Source organism: Streptomyces sp. APSN-46.1, from assembly GCF_022815725.1.
GTDB lineage: Bacteria > Actinomycetota > Actinomycetes > Streptomycetales > Streptomycetaceae > Streptomyces.
This window is the reverse complement of the sequence record NZ_JALGRF010000007.1, coordinates 36,817-54,290: the sequence shown is the minus strand read 5'-3', so window position 1 is coordinate 54,290 and position 17,474 is coordinate 36,817. Positions and strand designations below refer to the sequence as shown.

At 72.4% G+C, this 17,474-nt stretch carries 15 protein-coding genes; 12 read left to right on the top strand and 3 right to left on the bottom strand.

Annotated elements, in window-relative coordinates:
• Positions 1-1,476: a membrane-associated oxidoreductase gene (locus tag MTF65_RS19900; protein ID WP_243630112.1), complete on the top strand. Its 1,476-nt coding sequence runs from the start codon at positions 1-3 to the stop codon at positions 1,474-1,476.
• 9 nt (positions 1,477-1,485) lie between these two features.
• On the opposite strand, the gene MTF65_RS19895 is transcribed toward MTF65_RS19900, so the two are convergent.
• Positions 1,486-2,109 carry a 1-acyl-sn-glycerol-3-phosphate acyltransferase gene (locus tag MTF65_RS19895; protein WP_243630425.1) on the bottom strand — a complete coding sequence of 208 codons (624 nt, stop codon included), beginning with the start codon at positions 2,107-2,109 and terminating at the stop codon, positions 1,486-1,488.
• A 314-nt stretch (positions 2,110-2,423) separates the two neighbouring features.
• Here MTF65_RS19895 and MTF65_RS19890 point away from each other — a divergent pair, with 314 nt between their 5' ends.
• The 3 genes from MTF65_RS19890 (at position 2,424) to MTF65_RS19880 (ending at position 4,872) form a co-directional block, all read left to right on the top strand.
• On the top strand, positions 2,424-3,608 hold the full coding sequence (locus MTF65_RS19890; RefSeq protein WP_243630111.1) for a glycerophosphodiester phosphodiesterase: 1,185 nt from the start codon (positions 2,424-2,426) through the stop codon (positions 3,606-3,608).
• Between the two features lie 150 nt (positions 3,609-3,758).
• Complete coding sequence (locus tag MTF65_RS19885; protein WP_243630109.1) at positions 3,759-4,328, top strand: sigma-70 family RNA polymerase sigma factor; 570 nt, start codon at positions 3,759-3,761, stop codon at positions 4,326-4,328.
• A gap of 37 nt (positions 4,329-4,365) precedes the next feature.
• Positions 4,366-4,872 (top strand): GNAT family N-acetyltransferase, encoded by a 507-nt coding sequence (locus MTF65_RS19880; protein WP_243630107.1) that lies wholly within the window; start codon positions 4,366-4,368, stop codon positions 4,870-4,872.
• 7 nt (positions 4,873-4,879) lie between these two features.
• Here MTF65_RS19880 and MTF65_RS19875 read toward each other — a convergent pair whose 3' ends face one another.
• Both MTF65_RS19875 and MTF65_RS19870 read right to left on the bottom strand, forming a co-directional pair.
• Entirely contained in the window at positions 4,880-5,293 is a 414-nt protein-coding gene (locus MTF65_RS19875; RefSeq protein WP_243630424.1) for a hypothetical protein, read from the bottom strand.
• A 7-nt stretch (positions 5,294-5,300) separates the two neighbouring features.
• Positions 5,301-5,669 carry a hypothetical protein gene (locus tag MTF65_RS19870; protein ID WP_243630105.1) on the bottom strand — a complete coding sequence of 123 codons (369 nt, stop codon included), beginning with the start codon at positions 5,667-5,669 and terminating at the stop codon, positions 5,301-5,303.
• Between the two features lie 589 nt (positions 5,670-6,258).
• Between MTF65_RS19870 and MTF65_RS19865 the strand changes: the two genes are divergently transcribed.
• The 8 genes from MTF65_RS19865 to MTF65_RS19830 all read left to right on the top strand — a co-directional run bounded on the left by MTF65_RS19865 (position 6,259) and on the right by MTF65_RS19830 (position 17,456).
• Positions 6,259-7,332, top strand: coding sequence for a methionine ABC transporter ATP-binding protein (locus tag MTF65_RS19865; protein WP_243630104.1), 1,074 nt, complete (start codon positions 6,259-6,261; stop codon positions 7,330-7,332).
• Positions 7,329-7,997, top strand: a complete 669-nt coding sequence (locus MTF65_RS19860) for a methionine ABC transporter permease (RefSeq protein WP_243630102.1) — start codon at positions 7,329-7,331, stop codon at positions 7,995-7,997. The genes MTF65_RS19865 and MTF65_RS19860 overlap by 4 nt, the downstream gene beginning before the upstream one ends.
• A 79-nt stretch (positions 7,998-8,076) precedes the next feature.
• Positions 8,077-8,943 (top strand): MetQ/NlpA family ABC transporter substrate-binding protein, encoded by an 867-nt coding sequence (locus MTF65_RS19855; protein WP_243630101.1) that lies wholly within the window; start codon positions 8,077-8,079, stop codon positions 8,941-8,943.
• Positions 8,944-9,170: 227 nt separating this feature from the next.
• Positions 9,171-9,872, top strand: coding sequence for a GNAT family N-acetyltransferase (locus MTF65_RS19850; protein ID WP_243630100.1), 702 nt, complete (start codon positions 9,171-9,173; stop codon positions 9,870-9,872).
• 88 nt (positions 9,873-9,960) lie between these two features.
• Positions 9,961-11,187, top strand: a complete 1,227-nt coding sequence (gene cbiE, locus MTF65_RS19845; protein ID WP_243630098.1) for a precorrin-6y C5,15-methyltransferase (decarboxylating) subunit CbiE — start codon at positions 9,961-9,963, stop codon at positions 11,185-11,187.
• Between the two features lie 268 nt (positions 11,188-11,455).
• The gene (cobT, locus tag MTF65_RS19840) at positions 11,456-14,983 is read left to right on the top strand and encodes a nicotinate-nucleotide--dimethylbenzimidazole phosphoribosyltransferase (RefSeq protein ID WP_243630097.1); all 3,528 of its coding nucleotides are present in this window, start codon (positions 11,456-11,458) and stop codon (positions 14,981-14,983) included.
• A gap of 379 nt (positions 14,984-15,362) precedes the next feature.
• Positions 15,363-16,601: a uroporphyrinogen-III C-methyltransferase gene (gene cobA / locus MTF65_RS19835; RefSeq protein ID WP_243630095.1), complete on the top strand. Its 1,239-nt coding sequence runs from the start codon at positions 15,363-15,365 to the stop codon at positions 16,599-16,601.
• A gap of 42 nt (positions 16,602-16,643) precedes the next feature.
• On the top strand, positions 16,644-17,456 hold the full coding sequence (locus tag MTF65_RS19830; protein WP_243630092.1) for an RNA methyltransferase: 813 nt from the start codon (positions 16,644-16,646) through the stop codon (positions 17,454-17,456).
• Positions 17,457-17,474: the final 18 nt, after the last annotated feature.

The window sequence follows — 17,474 nt, the reverse complement described above, 5'->3', positions numbered from 1 at the left end:
ATGGAGATCACCGACCTGACCCCGGCGGAGCGCCGCGTATGGGACGCCTTCCCGAGCGGGGAGGGCGTTGACTTCCGTCAACACCCCGACGAGGAGGCCACCGAGGGCCATACCTGGGGACCGGAGCGGACCGTACGTGCGGACGTGCTCGCCGTCCTGCTGCTGAGCGGTGTCCCGGCCGGGGGACAGGTCCCCGAGCTGAATGTCCGGGGCGCCCGGATCACCGGCAAGCTCAACCTCAGGTACGCCGACATCGAGCACTCGATCCGGCTGCGCGCCTGCTGGTTCGAGCGCAAACCCGTCCTGTACGGGGCCCGATTGCGCGCCGTGTCACTGAGCGACTCGGCGCTGCCCGGCCTGACCGCCTCCTCCATCAGCGTCGACATCCAGCTCAAGCTTTCCTGCTGCCGCATCACCGGGCCGGTCCGCCTCGCCGGCGCCCGGATAGCCGGCGGACTCTTCCTCCAGAAGGCGGTCATCGGCATGCCCGGCCCGGCCGAGGAGGGCCAGGAGGCGGCGCTCCAGTTCAACCACGCCGACATCGGCACCGACGTCATCGCCTTCGGCCTCACCGTCCACGGCCAGACCCGCATCAACGGCGCCGTCGTCGGCGGCCAGATCAACCTCGACGACGCCCGCCTCCTCGCCCCCGGCGTCACCGCCCTGCACGCCGAGATCCTGACCGTCGGTACCGACCTGCGGGCCATGCGCCTGGAGGCCCGCGGCCGGGTCAACCTCACCGGCTCCCGGATACCCGGTCAGCTCAACCTCGCCTACGCCCGGTTCCACAACCCCGACGGCGTCGCCCTGCGCGCCTCCAGCTGCGTCGTCGGCGAGGTCTGGATGCGCTCCTGCCCGACCATCCAGGGCGGGGTCAACCTGCGCCGCTCCCAGTTGGACCTGCTGCACGTAACGCCCGTCACCTTGCCGGAGCAGATCCGCCTCGACGGCCTCACCTACCGCACCCTCGCCCCGCACCTCCCGGCCGAGGACCGGCTGCCCGCCCTGGAGCGCGAGGCGTCGGGCTACCTCCCGTACGCCTACGAACAGCTCGCCGCGGCCTACCGTACGGCGGGCGACGAGGCGGGCGCCCGTACCGTGCAGCTCGCCAAGCTGCGCAGGCACCGCCGCACCCTGCCCCGGCACGCCCGGGTCTGGGGGCTGCTCCAGGACGTCACCGTCGGCTACGGGTTCCGGCCGCTGCGCGCGGCGGGCTGGCTGCTGGCGCTGCTGCTGACGGGGGCGATCGCGTACGGGATCGACCCGCCCCGGCCCCTGAAGGCGGGGGAGGCGCCGGACTTCAACCCGGTGTTCTACACGATCGACCTGATGCTGCCGATCATCGGCTTCGGGCAGGAGGCGGCCTTCGCGCCGAGCGGCTGGCACCAGTGGCTGTCGTACCTGCTGATCGTGACCGGCTGGGTCCTCGCCACCACGACGGCGGCGGGCGTCAGCCGGTCACTCCAGCGGCAATAGGGTGACCGGCTACGCGGCCTTCGCCTTGGTGGCGTACATGTCCACGTACTCCTGGCCCGAGAGCCGCATGACCTCGGCCATCACCGAGTCGGTGACGGCGCGCAGCACGTAGCGGTCGCGGTCCATGCCCTCGTAGCGCGAGAACTCCATCGGCTCGCCGAAGCGGACGGTGACCCGGCCCGGGCGCGGCATGCCCGCGCCGCCCGGCTGGAGCTTGTCGGTGCCGATCATCGCGAACGGGACCACGGGGGCGCCGGTCATCAGGGTGAGGCGGGCGATGCCGGTCCGGCCGCGGTAGAGGCGGCCGTCGGGGGAGCGGGTGCCCTCCGGGTAGATACCGAAGATCCTGCCCTCTTCGAGGATGCGCCGGCCGGTCATCAGGGCCGCGACCCCGCCGTTGGCCCCGTCACGGTCGACGGGGATCATGCCGGAGCCGGTGAAGAACCAGGCCATGAGGCGGCCCTTGATCCCCTTGCCCGTCACGTACTCGTCCTTGCCGATGAAGTGGACCGTACGGTCGCACACCAGCGGAAGGATCATGGAGTCGATGAAGGTGAGGTGATTGCCCGCCAGGATCACCGGACCGGTGCCGGGGATCTTCTCCAGGCCCTCCACACGGGTGCGGAACATCATGCGGATGACCGGTCCCACAGTGGCCTTGATGAGCGCGGTACGGAACAACGTGAGCCCTCCGGCATCGAAAGCGGTTCGCGCACCACACGGCGGTAGTGCAGGTGAGGACGATACTCGCGGGTCCGAGCTGATCGCACATCGGGTTCACACGGTGGATACCCAGTGTTGACGCGTGTTTCCGCCATGTTCCCTCCAGTCCCACTCTAAGGACACGGGCCCGTGCCTACGATCGCCACGCCGAATCGGGGCCGCGAGTCGCCGGGACATCCGAGATCCCCGGGTCGGCGGCCCCCTCAGAATGGGGAGTGGCACTCATGACGCAGGGTGGGGCAGCGCGGCGCACGGTCCTGGGGGCGGCCGTCCTGGCGGCGGGCGGCGGCATCGCCGGACTCTCGGCGGGATCCGCCGCGGCCGCGGAGACGGGATCCGCCCCGGCCGCGGAGAGCGGTCGCGGGGGCGGCGGCTACCGGGACCTTCCCGTTCCGACGGTGATCGGCCACCGGGGCGCCAGCGGGTACCGGCCCGAGCACACCCTCGGCTCCTACCAGCTCGCGCTCGACCTCGGCGCCGATGTCGTCGAGCAGGACCTGGTGCCCACCAAGGACGGCCACCTCGTATGCCGTCACGAGAACGAGATCGGGGGCACCACCGATGTCGCAGACCACCCCGGGTTCGCCTCCCGCCGCACCACCAAGTCGATCGACGGGGTCTCCGTCACGGGCTGGTTCACCGAGGACTTCACCCTCGCCGAGCTGAAGACCCTGCGCGCGAAGGAACGTATCCCCGCCCTGCGCCAGCGCAACACGCTCTACGACGGCCGGTGGGCGGTGCCCACCTTCGAGGAGGTGCTGCGCTGGGCCGACCGCGAGGGCAAGCGGCGCGGCAAGCGGGTCTGGCTGCACGTCGAGACCAAGCACCCCAGCTACTTCCGAGGCCTCGGCCTCGGCCTGGAGGAGCCGCTCGCCCGGCTGCTGCGCCGCTACGGCCGCGACGGCCGCACCGCCGCCGTCTTCCTCCAGTCCTTCGAGCCGTCCAGCGTCCAGCGGCTGTCCCGGCTGGTGTCCGCGCCGCGCGTGGTGCTGCTGTCCGCCGCGAACACCCGCCCGTGGGACTTCGAGCTGGCCAAGGACCCGCGTACGGTCGCGGACCTGGTCAAGCCCGAGGGGCTGAAGTGGATCGCGGGCTTCGCCCAGGGCATCGGCCCCACCCTCGACTTGATCGTCCCGCGCGACGCGGCCGGCAAGTTGGGCACCCCGACCACCCTGGTGAAGGACGCCCACGCGCGGGGGCTGGTGCTGCACCCCTACACCGCGCGCAACGAGAACAACTTCCTGCCGGCCGAGTTCCGCAAGGGTACGGATCCGGCCGGTTACGGCGACGCCTTCGGCGCTTTCCGGACGTATTTCGAGCTCGGAATCGACGGCATCTTCACCGACAACCCGGACACCGGACTGCTCGCGGCGGAGGCCTTCCGCCCGGGCCGCGGAGCCGGCCGATAGGCCACCGATAGGCCGAGGGGCCAACCGGGTAAGACGGGTAAGACGGGTAAGACGGGTAAGAAGGGGTCAACCGATAAGCGGAACATCCCGTACGGGTGGGCCGTGCCCCACGGCGAAACCGCGGGGCACGGCCCGCGCGTCCCGCCCGGCATGGACCTGTTGAAGGACACCGACCTCCTGAACGAACTGGGCCCACTGCTCTCCGCCGAGGCGGCCGCGGAGGCCCCCGGCACCGGCGTGGACGCCGCCGACCTCGAACAAGCCGTCTGGGTCAGGCTGCTGGAACGCGACCCCGCCCCCACCGAGCCCGTGCGCTGGCTGCGCCGGGCGGTGCGCGCCGAGGCCCGCGTGGCGCGGCGCCGGGCCAGGCGCGAGATCCCCTACGGCCACCGCCACCACCTCGTGGACGGCCACCGCCGCTACTCCGCGGACGGCGGGCCGCCGGCGAGCGGGCCGCCGTCCGCGGAGCCGGAGGACGCGCTGATGAACGGTGAGGAGAAGAAGGTCATCCGATCAGCGGTCGCCCGATTGCCGGGACGCTGTCCTGAGCTCATGGGGGCACTTCTTTCGCCCAGGGACTTGACTTACCGTGAAATCGCAGGGGAGTTGGGTATCTCACAAGGAAGTTTGGGACCAGTTCGTTCCCGTTGCCTGGGATGTCTGCGCAGAATGCTCGCTGCAGAGGTTGCGGCTCCTGGCCTGCGGGGAAAGGAGCGGTAGACCAACGGGCTACCAGGTGAGCTGGAGGCATGCGCACATGGGCATGAGCGTGACCATTTCGGCGGCGACCGCCGAGGACGCCGAGCAGATCTTCAAACTGCAGTATCTGGCGTTCCAGCGGGAGGCCGAGCTGTACGGCAACTACCGCATCCAGCCGCTCACCCAGACCCTGGAGTCCCTCAAGGGCGAACTGGCGACGGACACCGTGCTGGTGGCCCGCCTCGGCGACGAGGTCGTCGGCACCGTCCGCGGCAACGTGGACGAGGACGGCACCGGCAAGATCGCCAAGCTCTGCGTCCACCCGCGGCTGCAGGGCCACGGGCTCGGCGCCCGCCTGCTGCGCGCCGTGGAGGAGGCCCTGGAAGGCGGCGGCGGGACCGCCCGCTTCCGGCTGCACACCGGACACAAGAGCGAGTCCAACCTGAGGCTCTACCGCAAGGCGGGCTACACCCAGGTCGGCGGCCGCACCGCGTCCGACGGCGTGAAGCTGGTCATCCTGGAGAAGGAAGCCAAGAACGCCGGCGACTTCGCGGTCAGCGCCTGATACGGAGTCAGCGCTTCGTGCGCAGCCAGAGCATCCCGGTGATCGGCAGGATCACCGGGATGAACAGGTAGCCCATCCCGAAGTTGGACCACACGGTCGTGTCCGGGAAGGCCTCGGGCCGGACCAGGGTCCAGGTGCCCACGGCCAGTACGCCGGTCAGCTCGGCGGCGCAGCAGATCCGCGCCGCCTTGCGGGCCGTCTCCCCGCCGCGCACCAGGGAGTACGTGATGAAGGCGTACACGAGCGCGGCCACGCCGGTCAGTGAGTACGGCAGCGGGGCTCGGTCGAACTCGGTGGAGATCTGGTAGACGGAGCGCGAGACCGCGCCGACCGTGATCACCCCGTACAGCCAGACCAGCAGCAGCCCGGGCCCGGAGACCAGACGCCGCCGCCCGGCGGTCGCGGCGGCCGTGTCCTCCATCCGCGTGTCAGGCACCGGGGGTTCCCCAAATGTCATAGAGGCGTACTTCGAGCACGGCGAGGACGACCGCGCCGGCGGACACCGTCACCGAACCCCACTTGCTCCGCTCGGTCAGGGAGAGCAGCCCGGCGGCCGGGACCGCCGCGAAGGCGCCGATCAGGTAGGCCACGAAGATCACCGTGCCCTCGTCGGGCTCGCCGCCCTGCGCCAGCTTGACCAGGCCCACCGCCAGTTGGGCCAGGACCAGCACGGTCACGGCGGCCATGCCGATGAAATGCCAGTCCTTGGTCGGCTGGTCCCGCCAGGCGGCGAGGCCGCACCAGGCGGCGAGGGCGAGTGCGGTCACGCCGATGGCGACCGTCAGGGCGTCGAGCATGCAGCGAGCGTATTACGGCCCGAAAGGCCCGCCGCGCGCGCCCCTGGCCCCGGGTTGCCGCCATCGACGGGGTACGTGGTCTTGACCACAGCGCGCACCGCTGCCCGGGCCCCGCGCGGACCTGGCCGCAGGGGCCCCTCCGGGCCGTGTCGGCGCAGGTCGGCGCGGGTGTCCGGGCTGGGGACCGGGTGACTGGATCGGACCGCTGTTGTCCGGTATGCGGCCCAATTCCGTCCGCTATCCGGACGTCTTTGATCGGTGAAGCGACGTGTCTGCTTTACTGGGGCCCATGACCACGACGAGCAGCCGCACCCTTGCGACCGAGGCGACGATGACGCCCGGTGCTCGTTGTATGTGTCGAATGTGCGCCTTCTGAGGGCCCCTTTCCGCACGTCTCGCGCCCCGAAGCGAGACCGGCCGCGCCCGGCCGCGCGTCACGCCTGACACCTGACGCATCCCGGACCGCTCCTGCCCCGCGCACGCGCTGAGACCGTCGCTTCATGCCGGTTTCAACCCGTATCGCGTCCCCAGATGTTTGCCCCGTGCCCGGCACCCGCTGCGCCGAGCACTCGACAGCGACGGAAATCCTGTGATCACCACATCGGGCCTCACGAAGGTCTACCAGTCCCGTGGCCGCGAGGTCACCGCCCTGGACGGCGTCGATCTACACGTCCGCGAGGGCGAGGTCTACGGAGTCATCGGCCAGAGCGGCGCCGGCAAATCCTCCCTGATCCGTTGCGTGAACCTGCTGGAGCGCCCGACCACCGGCACCGTGACCGTCGACGGGGTGGACCTCACGGCGCTCGCCGGCCGCGGCCGGCGCGCCGGCAAGGAGCTCCGCGAGGCCCGCAGCCGCATCGGCATGGTCTTCCAGCACTTCAACCTGCTGTCCTCGCGCACCGTACAGGCCAACATCGAGCTGCCCCTGGAGATCCTCGGGATCTCCGGCCGTGAGCGCTCCCGCAAGGCCGCCGAACTCCTCGACCTCGTGGGCCTTTCCGACAAGGCCAAGGCCTACCCCGGCCAGCTCTCCGGCGGTCAGAAGCAGCGCGTCGGCATCGCCCGCGCCCTGGCCGGAGACCCCAAGGTGCTGCTGTCCGACGAGGCCACCAGCGCCCTGGACCCCGAGACCACCCGCTCCATCCTCCAGCTGCTGCGCGACCTCAACCGGCAGCTCGGCCTGACCGTCCTGCTCATCACGCACGAGATGGACGTGGTCAAGGCCGTCTGCGACTCCGCCGCGCTGATGAAGAGGGGCCGGATCATCGAGTCCGGCACCGTCGCCGAACTGCTCGCCACCCCCGGCTCCGAGCTCGCCGGCGAACTCTTCCCGGTCAGCGGCGCCGCCACCGGCCCCGATCACACCGTCGTGGACGTCACCTTCCACGGCGACGCCGCCACCCAGCCGGTCATCTCCCAGCTGGCGCGGACGTACAACATCGACATCTCGATCCTCGGCGCCGCGATGGACACCGTCGCCGGCCGCCAGATCGGCCGGATGCGCATCGAACTGCCCGGCCGCTACGAGGACAACGTCGTGCCGGTGGGCTTCCTGCGCGAGCAGGGCCTCCAGGTCGACGTCGTCGAGGACCCCGAAAGCGACACCGACACCGACAGCGCAGACGCCGAGCTCGCCGAGCTCGTCAAGGATGGTGCCCAGTGACCTGGTCCGAGATGCAGCCCCTGCTCACCCAGGGCACGTACGACACCCTCTACATGGTGCTGTGGTCCACCCTGGTGACCGTCCTCGGCGGACTGCCCATCGGCATCCTGCTGGTCCTCACCGACAAGGGCGGCCTCCTGCGGAACCAGCCGCTCAACAAGGTCCTCGGCGTGATCGTGAACATAGGCCGCTCGCTGCCGTTCATCATCCTGCTCATCTTCCTGATCCCGGTGACCACGGCCGTCGTCGGCACCTTCATCGGCCCCACCGCCATGATCGTCCCGCTGGCCATCGGTGCCATCCCCTTCTTCGCCCGCCTCGTCGAGACGGCCGTACGCGAGGTGGACCACGGACTGGTCGAGGCCGTCGAGTCGATGGGCGGCGGCATCCCCACCCTGGTCGGCAAGGTGCTGCTCCCGCAGGCCCTGCCCTCGCTGGTCGCCGGCGTCACCACCACCGTCATCACCCTGGTCGGCTACTCCGCCATGGCCGGCGCGGTCGGCGGCGAGGGACTCGGCTCCAAGGCCATCACCTACGGCTTCCAGCGGTTCGAGACCAGCTTCATGGTCGCCACCGTCGTGGTCCTGGTCGTCCTCGTCACCGTGATCCAGCTGACCGGCGACGGCGTGGTCCGCATCCTCGCCCGCCGCGGCCGGACAGCCTGAAACAGAACTTTCTCCCCCATGAAGCCCGCACTTGTCGTGCTTGGGCCACCACCGCACACCCGCTAGAAAGGCACTCTTCGTGCGTAAGAACATCAAGCTCACCGCTTTCGCCGCCGCCTCCGCCGCGCTCGCCCTCGGCCTCACCGCCTGCGGCAGCTCCTCGGACCCGTCCTCCACCAAGGCCGACGGCGGCAAGGCCGACGCGAGCAAGCCGCTCGTCATCGCGGCCTCCCCGAGCCCGCACGCCGACATTCTGAACTTCGTCAAGGACAAGCTCGCGGCCAAGGAAGGCCTCAAGCTGGAGGTGAAGGAGTTCACGGACTACGTCCTGCCCAACACCGCCACCGAGCAGGGCCAGGTCGACGGCAACTACTTCCAGCACAAGCCGTACCTCGACGACTTCAACAAGAAGAACGGCACGCACATCGTGCCCGTCGTGAACGTGCACCTGGAGCCCCTCGGCCTCTACTCCAAGAAGGTCAAGGCCATCGGCGACATCAAGCCCGGCCAGACCGTCGCCGTCCCCAACGACACCACCAACGAGGGCCGCGCGCTCCAGCTGCTCGCCGCGAACAACCTGATCACCCTCAAGGAGGGTGTCGGCACCAGCGCCAAGCTGTCCGACATCACCGACAAGAAGGGCCTGGAGTTCAAGGAGCTGGAGGCCGCCACCGTCCCGCGCGCCCTGAACGACGTGGACGCCGCCGTCATCAACGGCAACTACGCCATCGAGGCCGACCTCAAGCCCGCCGAGGACGCGTTGGTCCTGGAGAAGTCCGAGGGCAACCCGTACGCCAACTTCCTCGCGGTGAAGGCCGGCAACGAGAAGGACCCGCGCATCGAGAAGCTCGCCAAGCTCCTCGGCTCCGACGAGGTCAAGAAGTTCATCGAGGAGAAGTACCAGGGCTCGGTCGTCCCGGCCGCCGGAGCCCCCGCCGCCTCCTGATGAGCCGCTGAGAACCGCCTGACGAACACGCCTGACAAACACGGGCAATCCGGCCCCGCACGCCCTCGTGGCGGGCGGGGCCGAGCCGTGCCCGCTTCCGGGCAGCCCCGGCCATGCGCATCCCGCCGCCGATGCTGCATGCTGTGGCCTACGACCCGCATGAACGGTCCCGCACCACGGTCGCATCGCATCACGGTCGCACCACGGTCTCAGGCATGGAGCTGCGCATGACTACCACCTTCCCGGACGTCACCATCAGCACGGACCGGCTGGTGCTGCGCGCCTTCGAGGAAGACGACGTCACCGCGCTCGCCGAGATGATGAACGACGAGCACGTCACCGCCTGGACCTCCGTCCCCCACCCCTACACCCACGCCGACGCGCGGAGCTGGGCCACCCGGGACTCCCACGCGGAGCGCACCGAGGGCCGCGGCATCGTCCTCGCCGTCACCGAATTCCTCACCCAGCGCCTGGTCGGCATCGTCCACCTCCAGAACACCAACTGGCGCACCCGCTCCACCGAGGTCGGATACGTCACCGCCCCCTGGGCCCGCGGCGAGGGCTACGCCAGCGAGTCCGTGCTCGCCGTCGCCCAGTGGCTCTTCCGGGACCAGCGCTTCGAACGCCTCGAACTGCGCACCGCCGCCGACAACACCGCCTCCCAGCAGGTGGCTCAGAAGATCGGCTGCATCAGTGAGGGCGTGCTCCGCAACGCGTGGATAGTGCGCACCCAGACGGCCGACGGCTCCTGGACCGACACCCGGACCGACCTCATCGTTTGGAGCCTCGTCCCCGAGGACCTCGACGGCTACGACGGAACCGACGGATACCGGGACGGCTACTCCGACTACTCCGAGGGCTACGACGGATACGACTTCGGCCGCCGCTCGGACGCGAACGGGTACGCGGTCTCCACCGACTGGAACTGACCCGATGACCAGGTAGTCTCACCGTAACCCCGCACCCTCCGCGCCTGCCCACATCCACGCCTGCCCCCACCTCTGGAGACTGACGACGATGGCCGACCGGGTCACGGTGATCGGCTGGGACGGCTCCCCCCTGACAGCGGCCGCCCGGTCCGCGCTCTCCGCCGCCACCCTGGTGGCCGGCGCCGCGCACCACCTCGCGCTTCCCGAAGTCCCGCCGACCGCCGAACGCATCCGCCTCGGCAGCCTGGGCCTCGCCGCCCGGCGCATCGCCGGCCACCGCGGGACCGCCGTGGTCCTCGCCGACGGAGACCCCGGCTTCTTCGGCGTCGTACGCACCCTGCGCGCCCCGGAGCACGGCCTGGAGGTCGAGGTCGTCCCCGCCGTCTCCTCCGTCGCCGCCGCCTTCGCCCGCGCCGGGATGCCCTGGGACGACGCCCAGGTCGTCGTCGCCCACCCCCGCACCCTGCGCCGCGCCGTCAACGTCATCCGCGCCCACAGCAAGGTCGCCGTCCTCACCTCGCCCGGCGCCGGACCCGCCGAACTCGCGCTGCTGCTCGACGGAGTCCACCGCACGTTCGTCATCTGCGAGGAACTCGGCACCGCCGGGGAACAGGTGAGCGTCCTCACCTCCGACAAGGCCGCCGACCACACCTGGCGCGACCCCAACGTCGTCATCGTCATCGGCGGCGCCGGCCAGCCGGCCACCGCCCCCGACTCCGGCTGGCTGCTCGGCCAGACCCCCGGCCAGACCGGCCCGCGAGGCTGGGCCCGGCCGCAGCCGGACGCCGTGGGAGAAGGGGAGTCCGCTCCGCTGCGCGCCGCCCAACTCGCCCGCCTCGGCCCGCGCACCGGCGACCTCGTCTGGGACATCGGAGCCGGCTCGGGCGCCCTGTCCGTGGACGCCGCCGCGCTCGGCGCCGCCGTCATCGCGGTGGACGCCGACCCGCACGCCTGCGAACGCGTAACTGCCGCCGCCCGCAAGCGAGGCGTACAGATCCAGGTCGTCGCCGGGCGAGCCCCGCACGTACTGGAGGACCTGCCCGAACCCGACGTCGTCCGCGTCGGCGGCGGGGGAGCCGAGGTCGTCGCGGCCGTCGCCGACCGCCGTCCCGAACGGATCGTCAGCCACGCCTCGTCGCGCGACGAAGCGGAGGCGATCGGCCGCGCACTCACCGAACACGGGTACGCCGTCGAGTGCGCACTGCTCCAGTCCGTGGGCCTCGACCCGCGCACCTGGGCCGAACAGGACCGATCCGTCGTCTTCCTGCTGGCGGCCGAACGCCCCGTGAACCGCTGGCGGGAGGGCCCGGGGTAGGCTGGCCGATCGTCGTACTGCCCTGGACGTCCGGGCACGACGGCGACGAGGCGGTACGCGGGGCGCGCGACGTGGCGCAGTCCACAGCGGACCGTGCCGGTTCTGGCCGCCATTGCGGCCGACGAGCGCGACAATGCTTACTGGTTGTTGTGCGGGCGTCCGTGAGGCGTTCGCGTCGCACGGCGACCCCGTACGGCAAACTCCGCGCGGCGGGCCCTGTGGGCGACCGGGCGATCGAAGAGGCAACACCGATGGGCGAGGGGTACGCATGACTGACACCGGCCAGGTCCCGGGCGAGGGGCTCCCGGACAACGCGGGCATGGTGGATCAGCAGGGTATCCCCGCTCCGGTCCAGGCGCAGGTGCCGCACCCGATGCAGGTCCCGACTCCTTCCGCCCCCGCGGGCTACGCCTTCCAGGACCTCATGGACAACCCGGCCGAGCCGGAGGACGAGGAACTGCTCCTGATGCCCAGCGGACAGGGCGCGTGGAGTGACCCGCAGCTGGTCCCGCCGGTGCCGTCCTTCCCCGTGGCGACCGAATACCCCGAATACACGGACGCGCCGCCCGCGCCCTACGCCCAGTACCCCGGGTTCCCCGAACAGCCGTTCCCCGAGCCTTCCTTCCCCGAGCCCTCCTTCCCCGAGCCCGCGTACAGCACGGGCGCGCACGAGGCGGGTGGCCGGGACACCGGCGCGCTCGACCTCGGCGGCCTGGTGGTCCCGCCGCCCGCCGCCCCGCAGGCGGCGCCTCCGGTGACCCCGGCGCGCCGCCCGCTGCACATGGGCCCGCCCGTGCCCGAGGCCGGCGGAGTCGTACGTTCCCTCGCGGACCGGGGCCCGGCCGCGCCGATGGCACCCGCCGCCCAGCCCACGCCGGTTCCGGTGCGTCAGCCCGGGCCGCCGACCACGGGTCCGGAGTACCTGGACATCCCGCGCGCGGAAACCGCCGTGGACCCGTCAGCCGCGCCGCCGCAGGCCGGGACCCCGTGGGCCCCGGACCCGGTCCCCCCGGTCCCGGCTCCCGAGGCCGAGGCGCAGGCCGAGCCGGAACCGGAGCAGCCGGTCGCCGCCGCGGCTCCCCTGGCGGCGGAAGCGCCTGCCGCCCTCGCCGTTACCCCGGAGCCCGAGGTCGCGGAGCCGGCGGAGGCCGCCCCGGAGCCGGAGCTGCCCGCGGAAGCGGCAGTTCAGCCCCCGGCGCCCCAGCCCGCCCCCGTCGATCCCGAGGTCACCACCGCCCAGCCGGCCCCCGAGCCCGCCCCGGCCGCGCCCGCCGCAGGCGACCCCGCGCACGCCGTGCCGGCCGCAGCCGAACCGGCCGTGCCGGCCGCAGGCGAGCCCGCACTTGCCGTCCTGGCCGCAGGCGACCCCGCGCACGCCGTACCCGCCGCAGTCGAACCGGCCGTGCCCGCCGCAGGCGAACCCGCACTTGCCGTGCCGGCCGCAGGCGACCCCGCGCACGCCGCAGTCGAACCGGCCGTGCCGGCCGCAGGCGAGCCCGCATTTGCCGTGCCGGCCGCAGGCGAGCCCGCATTTGCCGTGCCGGCCGCAGGCGAGCCCGCACTTGCCGTGCCGGCCGCAGGCGAGCCCGCGCACGCCGTACCCGCCGCAGTCGAACCGGCCGTGCCCGCCGCAGGCGAACCCGCTGTGCCGGCCGCAGCCGCACCCGCCGACACCGAGCCCGCGGCAGGCGAGCCCGCACTTGCCGTGCCGGCGGCAGGCGAGCCCGCGCACGCCGTGCCCGCCGCAGGCGAACCCGCACTTGCCGTGCCCGCCGCAGGCGAACCCGTGCACGCCGCGCCCGCCGCAGCCGAACCTGCGCACGCCGTGCCGGCCGCAGGCGAACCCGCGCACGTCGCGCCCGCGGCAGGCGAGCCCGCGCACGCCGTGCCCGCCGCAGGCGAGCCTGTACCCGTCCTGCCCGCCGCAGGCGACCCCGTACCCGTCCCGCCCGCCGCAGGCGACCCGGCCGACACCGAGCCCGCCGCAGGCGAGCCCGTACCCACCGGGCCCGTACCCGTCGCGCCCGCCGCAGGCGACCCCGTACCCGTCCCGCCCGCCGCAGGCGACCCGGCTCCCGCGTACGCCGACGCCGAGCGCGAGGCCGTCCTGCGCGTGATGCGCGAACGCCGGGACATCCGCAAGGGCTTCCGCACCGACCCGATCCCGCACGAGGTGCTGCTCCGCGTCCTGGAGGCGGCGCACACCGCCCCCAGCGTGGGCCACTCCCAGCCCTGGGACTTCGTCGTCATCCGATCGGCCGAAACCCGCCGGACGATGCACGAGCTCGCCCAGCGCCAGCGCGAGGCCTACGCCAAGTCGCTCCCCAAGGGCCGGGCGAAGCAGTTCAAGGAACTCAAGATCGAGGCCATCCTCGACACCCCGGTGAACATCGTCGTCACCGCCGATCCAACCCGCGGCGGCCGCCACACCCTCGGCCGGCACACCCAGCCGCAGATGGCCCCTTACTCCTCGGCCCTCGCCGTCGAGAACCTCTGGCTCGCCGCGCGCGCCGAAGGCCTCGGCGTCGGCTGGGTCAGCTTCTTCGACGAGCGCGAGATGGTGCGCGCGCTGGGTCTGCCGGAGCACCTGGAGGTCGTGGCGTACCTGTGCGTCGGCTACGTCGACGAGTTCCCGAAGGAGCCCGAGCTCGCGCAGGCCGGCTGGTCGCAGCGCCGGCCGCTGGCGTGGGTCGTGCACGAGGAGACGTACGGCCGCCGCGCGCTGCCCGGCGAGGCGCCGCACGACCTGCTCTCGGAGACCGTCGCCAGCATCCGCCCGCTCGACGCGAAGGCGCTGGGCGAGGCGTGGGAGCGGCAGAAGCGCATGACCAAGCCCGCCGGGGCCCTGGGCATGCTCGAAATCATCTCGGCGCAGCTCAGCGGGCTGTCCCGGGTCTGCCCGCCGCCGATCCCGGAGCCCGCGGCGGTCGCGATCTTCGCGGGTGACCACGGCGTGCACGCGCAGGGGGTCACCCCCTGGCCCCAGGAGGTCACCCAGCAGATGGTGGCCAATTTCCTCGGTGGCGGAGCGGTCTGCAACGCGTTCGCCAACCAGGTGGGCGCGGAGGTCTGCGTGATCGACGTCGGCGTCGCCGGCGACCTCCCGGCCACGCCGGGCCTGCTCCCGCGCAAGGTCCGCCCGGGCACCGCGGACCTCTCCACCGGCCCGGCGATGACCCGCGAGGAGGCCATCGCGGCCATCGAGGTCGGCATCGAGACGGCCCGCGACCTGGTCGCGGCGGGCAACAAGGCGCTCCTCACGGGCGAGATGGGCATCGCCAACACCACGGTCTCGGCGGCCCTGATCTCGGTGTTCACCGGAGTGGACCCGTCCGAGGTCACCGGCCGCGGTACGGGCATCAACGACGAGACCCACGCCCGCAAGGTCGAGGTCGTACGCCGCGCCCTCGAACTCCACCAGCCGGACCCGGCGGACCCGATCGGGGTCCTGGCGGCGATCGGCGGCCTGGAGCACGCGGCCATCGTGGGTCTCCTCCTCGGCGGCGCGTCCCTGCGCACCCCGGTGATCCTGGACGGCGTCAGCGCCGGAGCGGCGGCCCTGGTCGCCCGCGCCATCGCCCCGGAGTCCCTCTCCGCCTGCATCGCGGGCCACCGCAGCGCGGAGCCGGGCCATGTGGCGGCCCTGAACAAGCTCGGCCTTCGGCCCCTGGTCGACCTGGACCTCCGCCTCGGCGAGGGCACGGGCGCGCTGCTGGCGCTCCCCCTGGTCCAGAGCGCGGCCCGCGCGATGCACGAGGTCGCCACCTTCGACTCGGCGGGCGTCACCGAAAAGTAGCCCCTGCGGGCCGCCTTCCCGGGGCTCCGCCCCAGACCCTCCCCCAGACTCCGTCCGGGGGGACCCCCACGCCTCAATCGCCGGCGGGGCTGGATGTGGCTGATGCCGCTCGCCAGGCGCGGCTGGATTGCCCGCAGGGCAATTTCAGCCCCGCGCGGCGGAAATATAGCCTCGCCGGCGTTTGAGGCACGGGTCCGGGCAGAGCCCGGTTTCGGGAAGGGGCGGGTAGGGGAAGGCCCCGCAGGGCCCGCCCCGCGCCCCCGCCCCCGCCGGGCCGTATCGTGGACCCGCACGAGAAACCGCACGTCAGCACCGCACACAGCCGCTCCAACGCCGCAGCGGCACAATCGCACGACCGCCGCATCAGGAGCCGCACGCCATGGCTGAACACCCCGCGTACCCCGTCGGTCTCCGACTCGCCGGCCGCCGCGTCGTCGTCATCGGCGGCGGCCAGGTCGCCCAGCGCCGCCTCCCCGCGCTCGTCGCGGCCGGCGCCGACGTCCTGCTGATCTCGCCCTCCGCCACCCCCTCCGTGGACGCCATGGCGGAGACCGGCGAGATCCGCTGGGAGCGCCGCCGCTACCAGGACGGCGATCTCGACGGCGCCTGGTACGCCCTGATCGCCACCCGGGACCGCGAGACCAACGAGGCCGCCTCCGCCGAGGCGGAGCGCCGCCGGGTCTGGTGCGTGCGCGCCGATGACGCCGAGGCCGCCACCGCTTGGACCCCCGCCACCGGCCGGGTCGACGGCGTCACCGTCGCCGTGCTGAGCGGCAACGACCCCCGCCGTTCCGCCGCCGTCCGTGACGCGGTCGTCGAAGGACTGCGCGACGGCTCCCTCAGGTCCGCCCGCCCCCACACGCCCGGCGTCGCCCTCGTCGGCGGCGGCCCCGGCGACCCGGACCTGATCACGGTCCGCGGCCGTCGCCTCCTCGCCGAGGCCGACGTCGTCATCGCCGACCGGCTCGGCCCCCGCGACCTCCTCGACGAGCTCCCGCCGCACGTCGAGGTCATCGACGCCGCGAAGATCCCATACGGCCGTTTCATGGCCCAGGAGGCCATCAACAACGCCCTGATCGAGCACGCCAAGGCCGGCAAGGCCGTGGTCCGGCTCAAGGGCGGCGACCCGTACGTCTTCGGCCGCGGCATGGAAGAGCTCCAGGCCCTCGCCGAAGAGGGCATCCCCTGCACCGTCGTCCCCGGCATCTCCAGCTCCATCTCGGTGCCCGGCGCCGTCGGCATCCCGGTCACCCATCGCGGCGTGGCGCACGAGTTCACCGTCGTCAGCGGGCACGTCGGTCCCGACGACCCGCGCTCCCTCGTGGACTGGGCCTCCCTCGCCAAGCTCACCGGAACCCTGGTGATCCTGATGGGCGTCGACAAGATCGGCCTGATCGCCGAGGCCCTGGTCCGCCACGGCCGCTCCGCCGACACCCCCGTCGCCGTCGTCCAGGAGGGCACCACCGCCACCCAGCGCCGCGTGGACGCCACCCTCGCCACGGTCGGCGAGACGGTCCGCGCGCAGGAGGTCCGCCCGCCCGCGGTCATCGTCATCGGCGAGGTCGTACGGGTCGCGACCGCCGCCGGAACGCCGGACACCCGAACCACCAGCGCCTGACCGGCCGTTGGCACCGCACCCAGGACAAGGCAGTATCACCCTGTGGCTGATCTCATCACCATCGAAGACCCCGCCGACCCGCGCCTGCGCGACTACACGGGTCTGACCGACGTCGAACTCCGGCGACGGCGCGAGCCTGCCGAGGGCCTTTTCATCGCCGAGGGCGAGAAGGTCATCAGACGGGCCAAGGACGCCGGGTACGAGATGCGCTCGATGCTGCTCTCCGCCAAGTGGGTCGATGTCATGCGCGACGTCATCGACGAGCTCCCGGCCCCGGTCTACGCCGTCAGCCCGGACCTCGCCGAACGCGTCACCGGCTACCACGTGCACCGCGGCGCCCTCGCCTCCATGCAGCGCAAGCCGCTGCCGACGGCCGAGGAACTGCTGGCCACGACCCGCCGCGTGGTCGTCATGGAAGCGGTCAACGACCACACCAACATCGGGGCCATCTTCCGCAGCGCCGCCGCCCTCGGAATGGACGCGGTGCTGCTGTCGCCCGACTGCGCGGACCCGCTCTACCGGCGCTCGGTGAAGGTGTCGATGGGCGCGGTGTTCTCCGTCCCGTACGCCCGTCTGGAGTCCTGGCCCAAGGGCCTGGACTCGGTCCGCGAGGCCGGCTTCAAGCTGCTCGCCCTCACCCCGCACGAGAAGGCCTCGCCGATCGACGAGGCCGCCCCGCACACCCTGGAGCGGGTGGCGCTGATGCTGGGCGCGGAGGGCGACGGCCTGTCCACCCAGGCACTGGTCGCCGCCGACGAGTGGGTACGGATCCCCATGGCGCACGGCGTGGACTCGCTGAACGTGGGTGCGGCCGCGGCCGTCGCCTTCTACGCGGTGGCGAGCGGGCGTCCGTAACGCCCCTGACGGACGCCC

What these genes read in the sequence shown, in the direction of transcription:
- MTF65_RS19900 (WP_243630112.1), top strand. Translation starts at nt 1, where the DNA reads ATGGAGATCACCGACCTGACCCCGGCGGAGCGCCGCGTATGGGACGCC.
- MTF65_RS19895 (WP_243630425.1), bottom strand. Translation starts at nt 2,109, where the DNA reads ATGATGTTCCGCACCCGTGTGGAGGGCCTGGAGAAGATCCCCGGCACC.
- MTF65_RS19890 (WP_243630111.1), top strand. Translation starts at nt 2,424, where the DNA reads ATGACGCAGGGTGGGGCAGCGCGGCGCACGGTCCTGGGGGCGGCCGTC.
- MTF65_RS19885 (WP_243630109.1), top strand. Translation starts at nt 3,759, where the DNA reads ATGGACCTGTTGAAGGACACCGACCTCCTGAACGAACTGGGCCCACTG.
- MTF65_RS19880 (WP_243630107.1), top strand. Translation starts at nt 4,366, where the DNA reads ATGGGCATGAGCGTGACCATTTCGGCGGCGACCGCCGAGGACGCCGAG.
- MTF65_RS19875 (WP_243630424.1), bottom strand. Translation starts at nt 5,293, where the DNA reads ATGGAGGACACGGCCGCCGCGACCGCCGGGCGGCGGCGTCTGGTCTCC.
- MTF65_RS19870 (WP_243630105.1), bottom strand. Translation starts at nt 5,669, where the DNA reads ATGCTCGACGCCCTGACGGTCGCCATCGGCGTGACCGCACTCGCCCTC.
- MTF65_RS19850 (WP_243630100.1), top strand. Translation starts at nt 9,171, where the DNA reads ATGACTACCACCTTCCCGGACGTCACCATCAGCACGGACCGGCTGGTG.
- cbiE (WP_243630098.1), top strand. Translation starts at nt 9,961, where the DNA reads ATGGCCGACCGGGTCACGGTGATCGGCTGGGACGGCTCCCCCCTGACA.
- cobT (WP_243630097.1), top strand. Translation starts at nt 11,456, where the DNA reads ATGACTGACACCGGCCAGGTCCCGGGCGAGGGGCTCCCGGACAACGCG.
- cobA (WP_243630095.1), top strand. Translation starts at nt 15,363, where the DNA reads ATGGCTGAACACCCCGCGTACCCCGTCGGTCTCCGACTCGCCGGCCGC.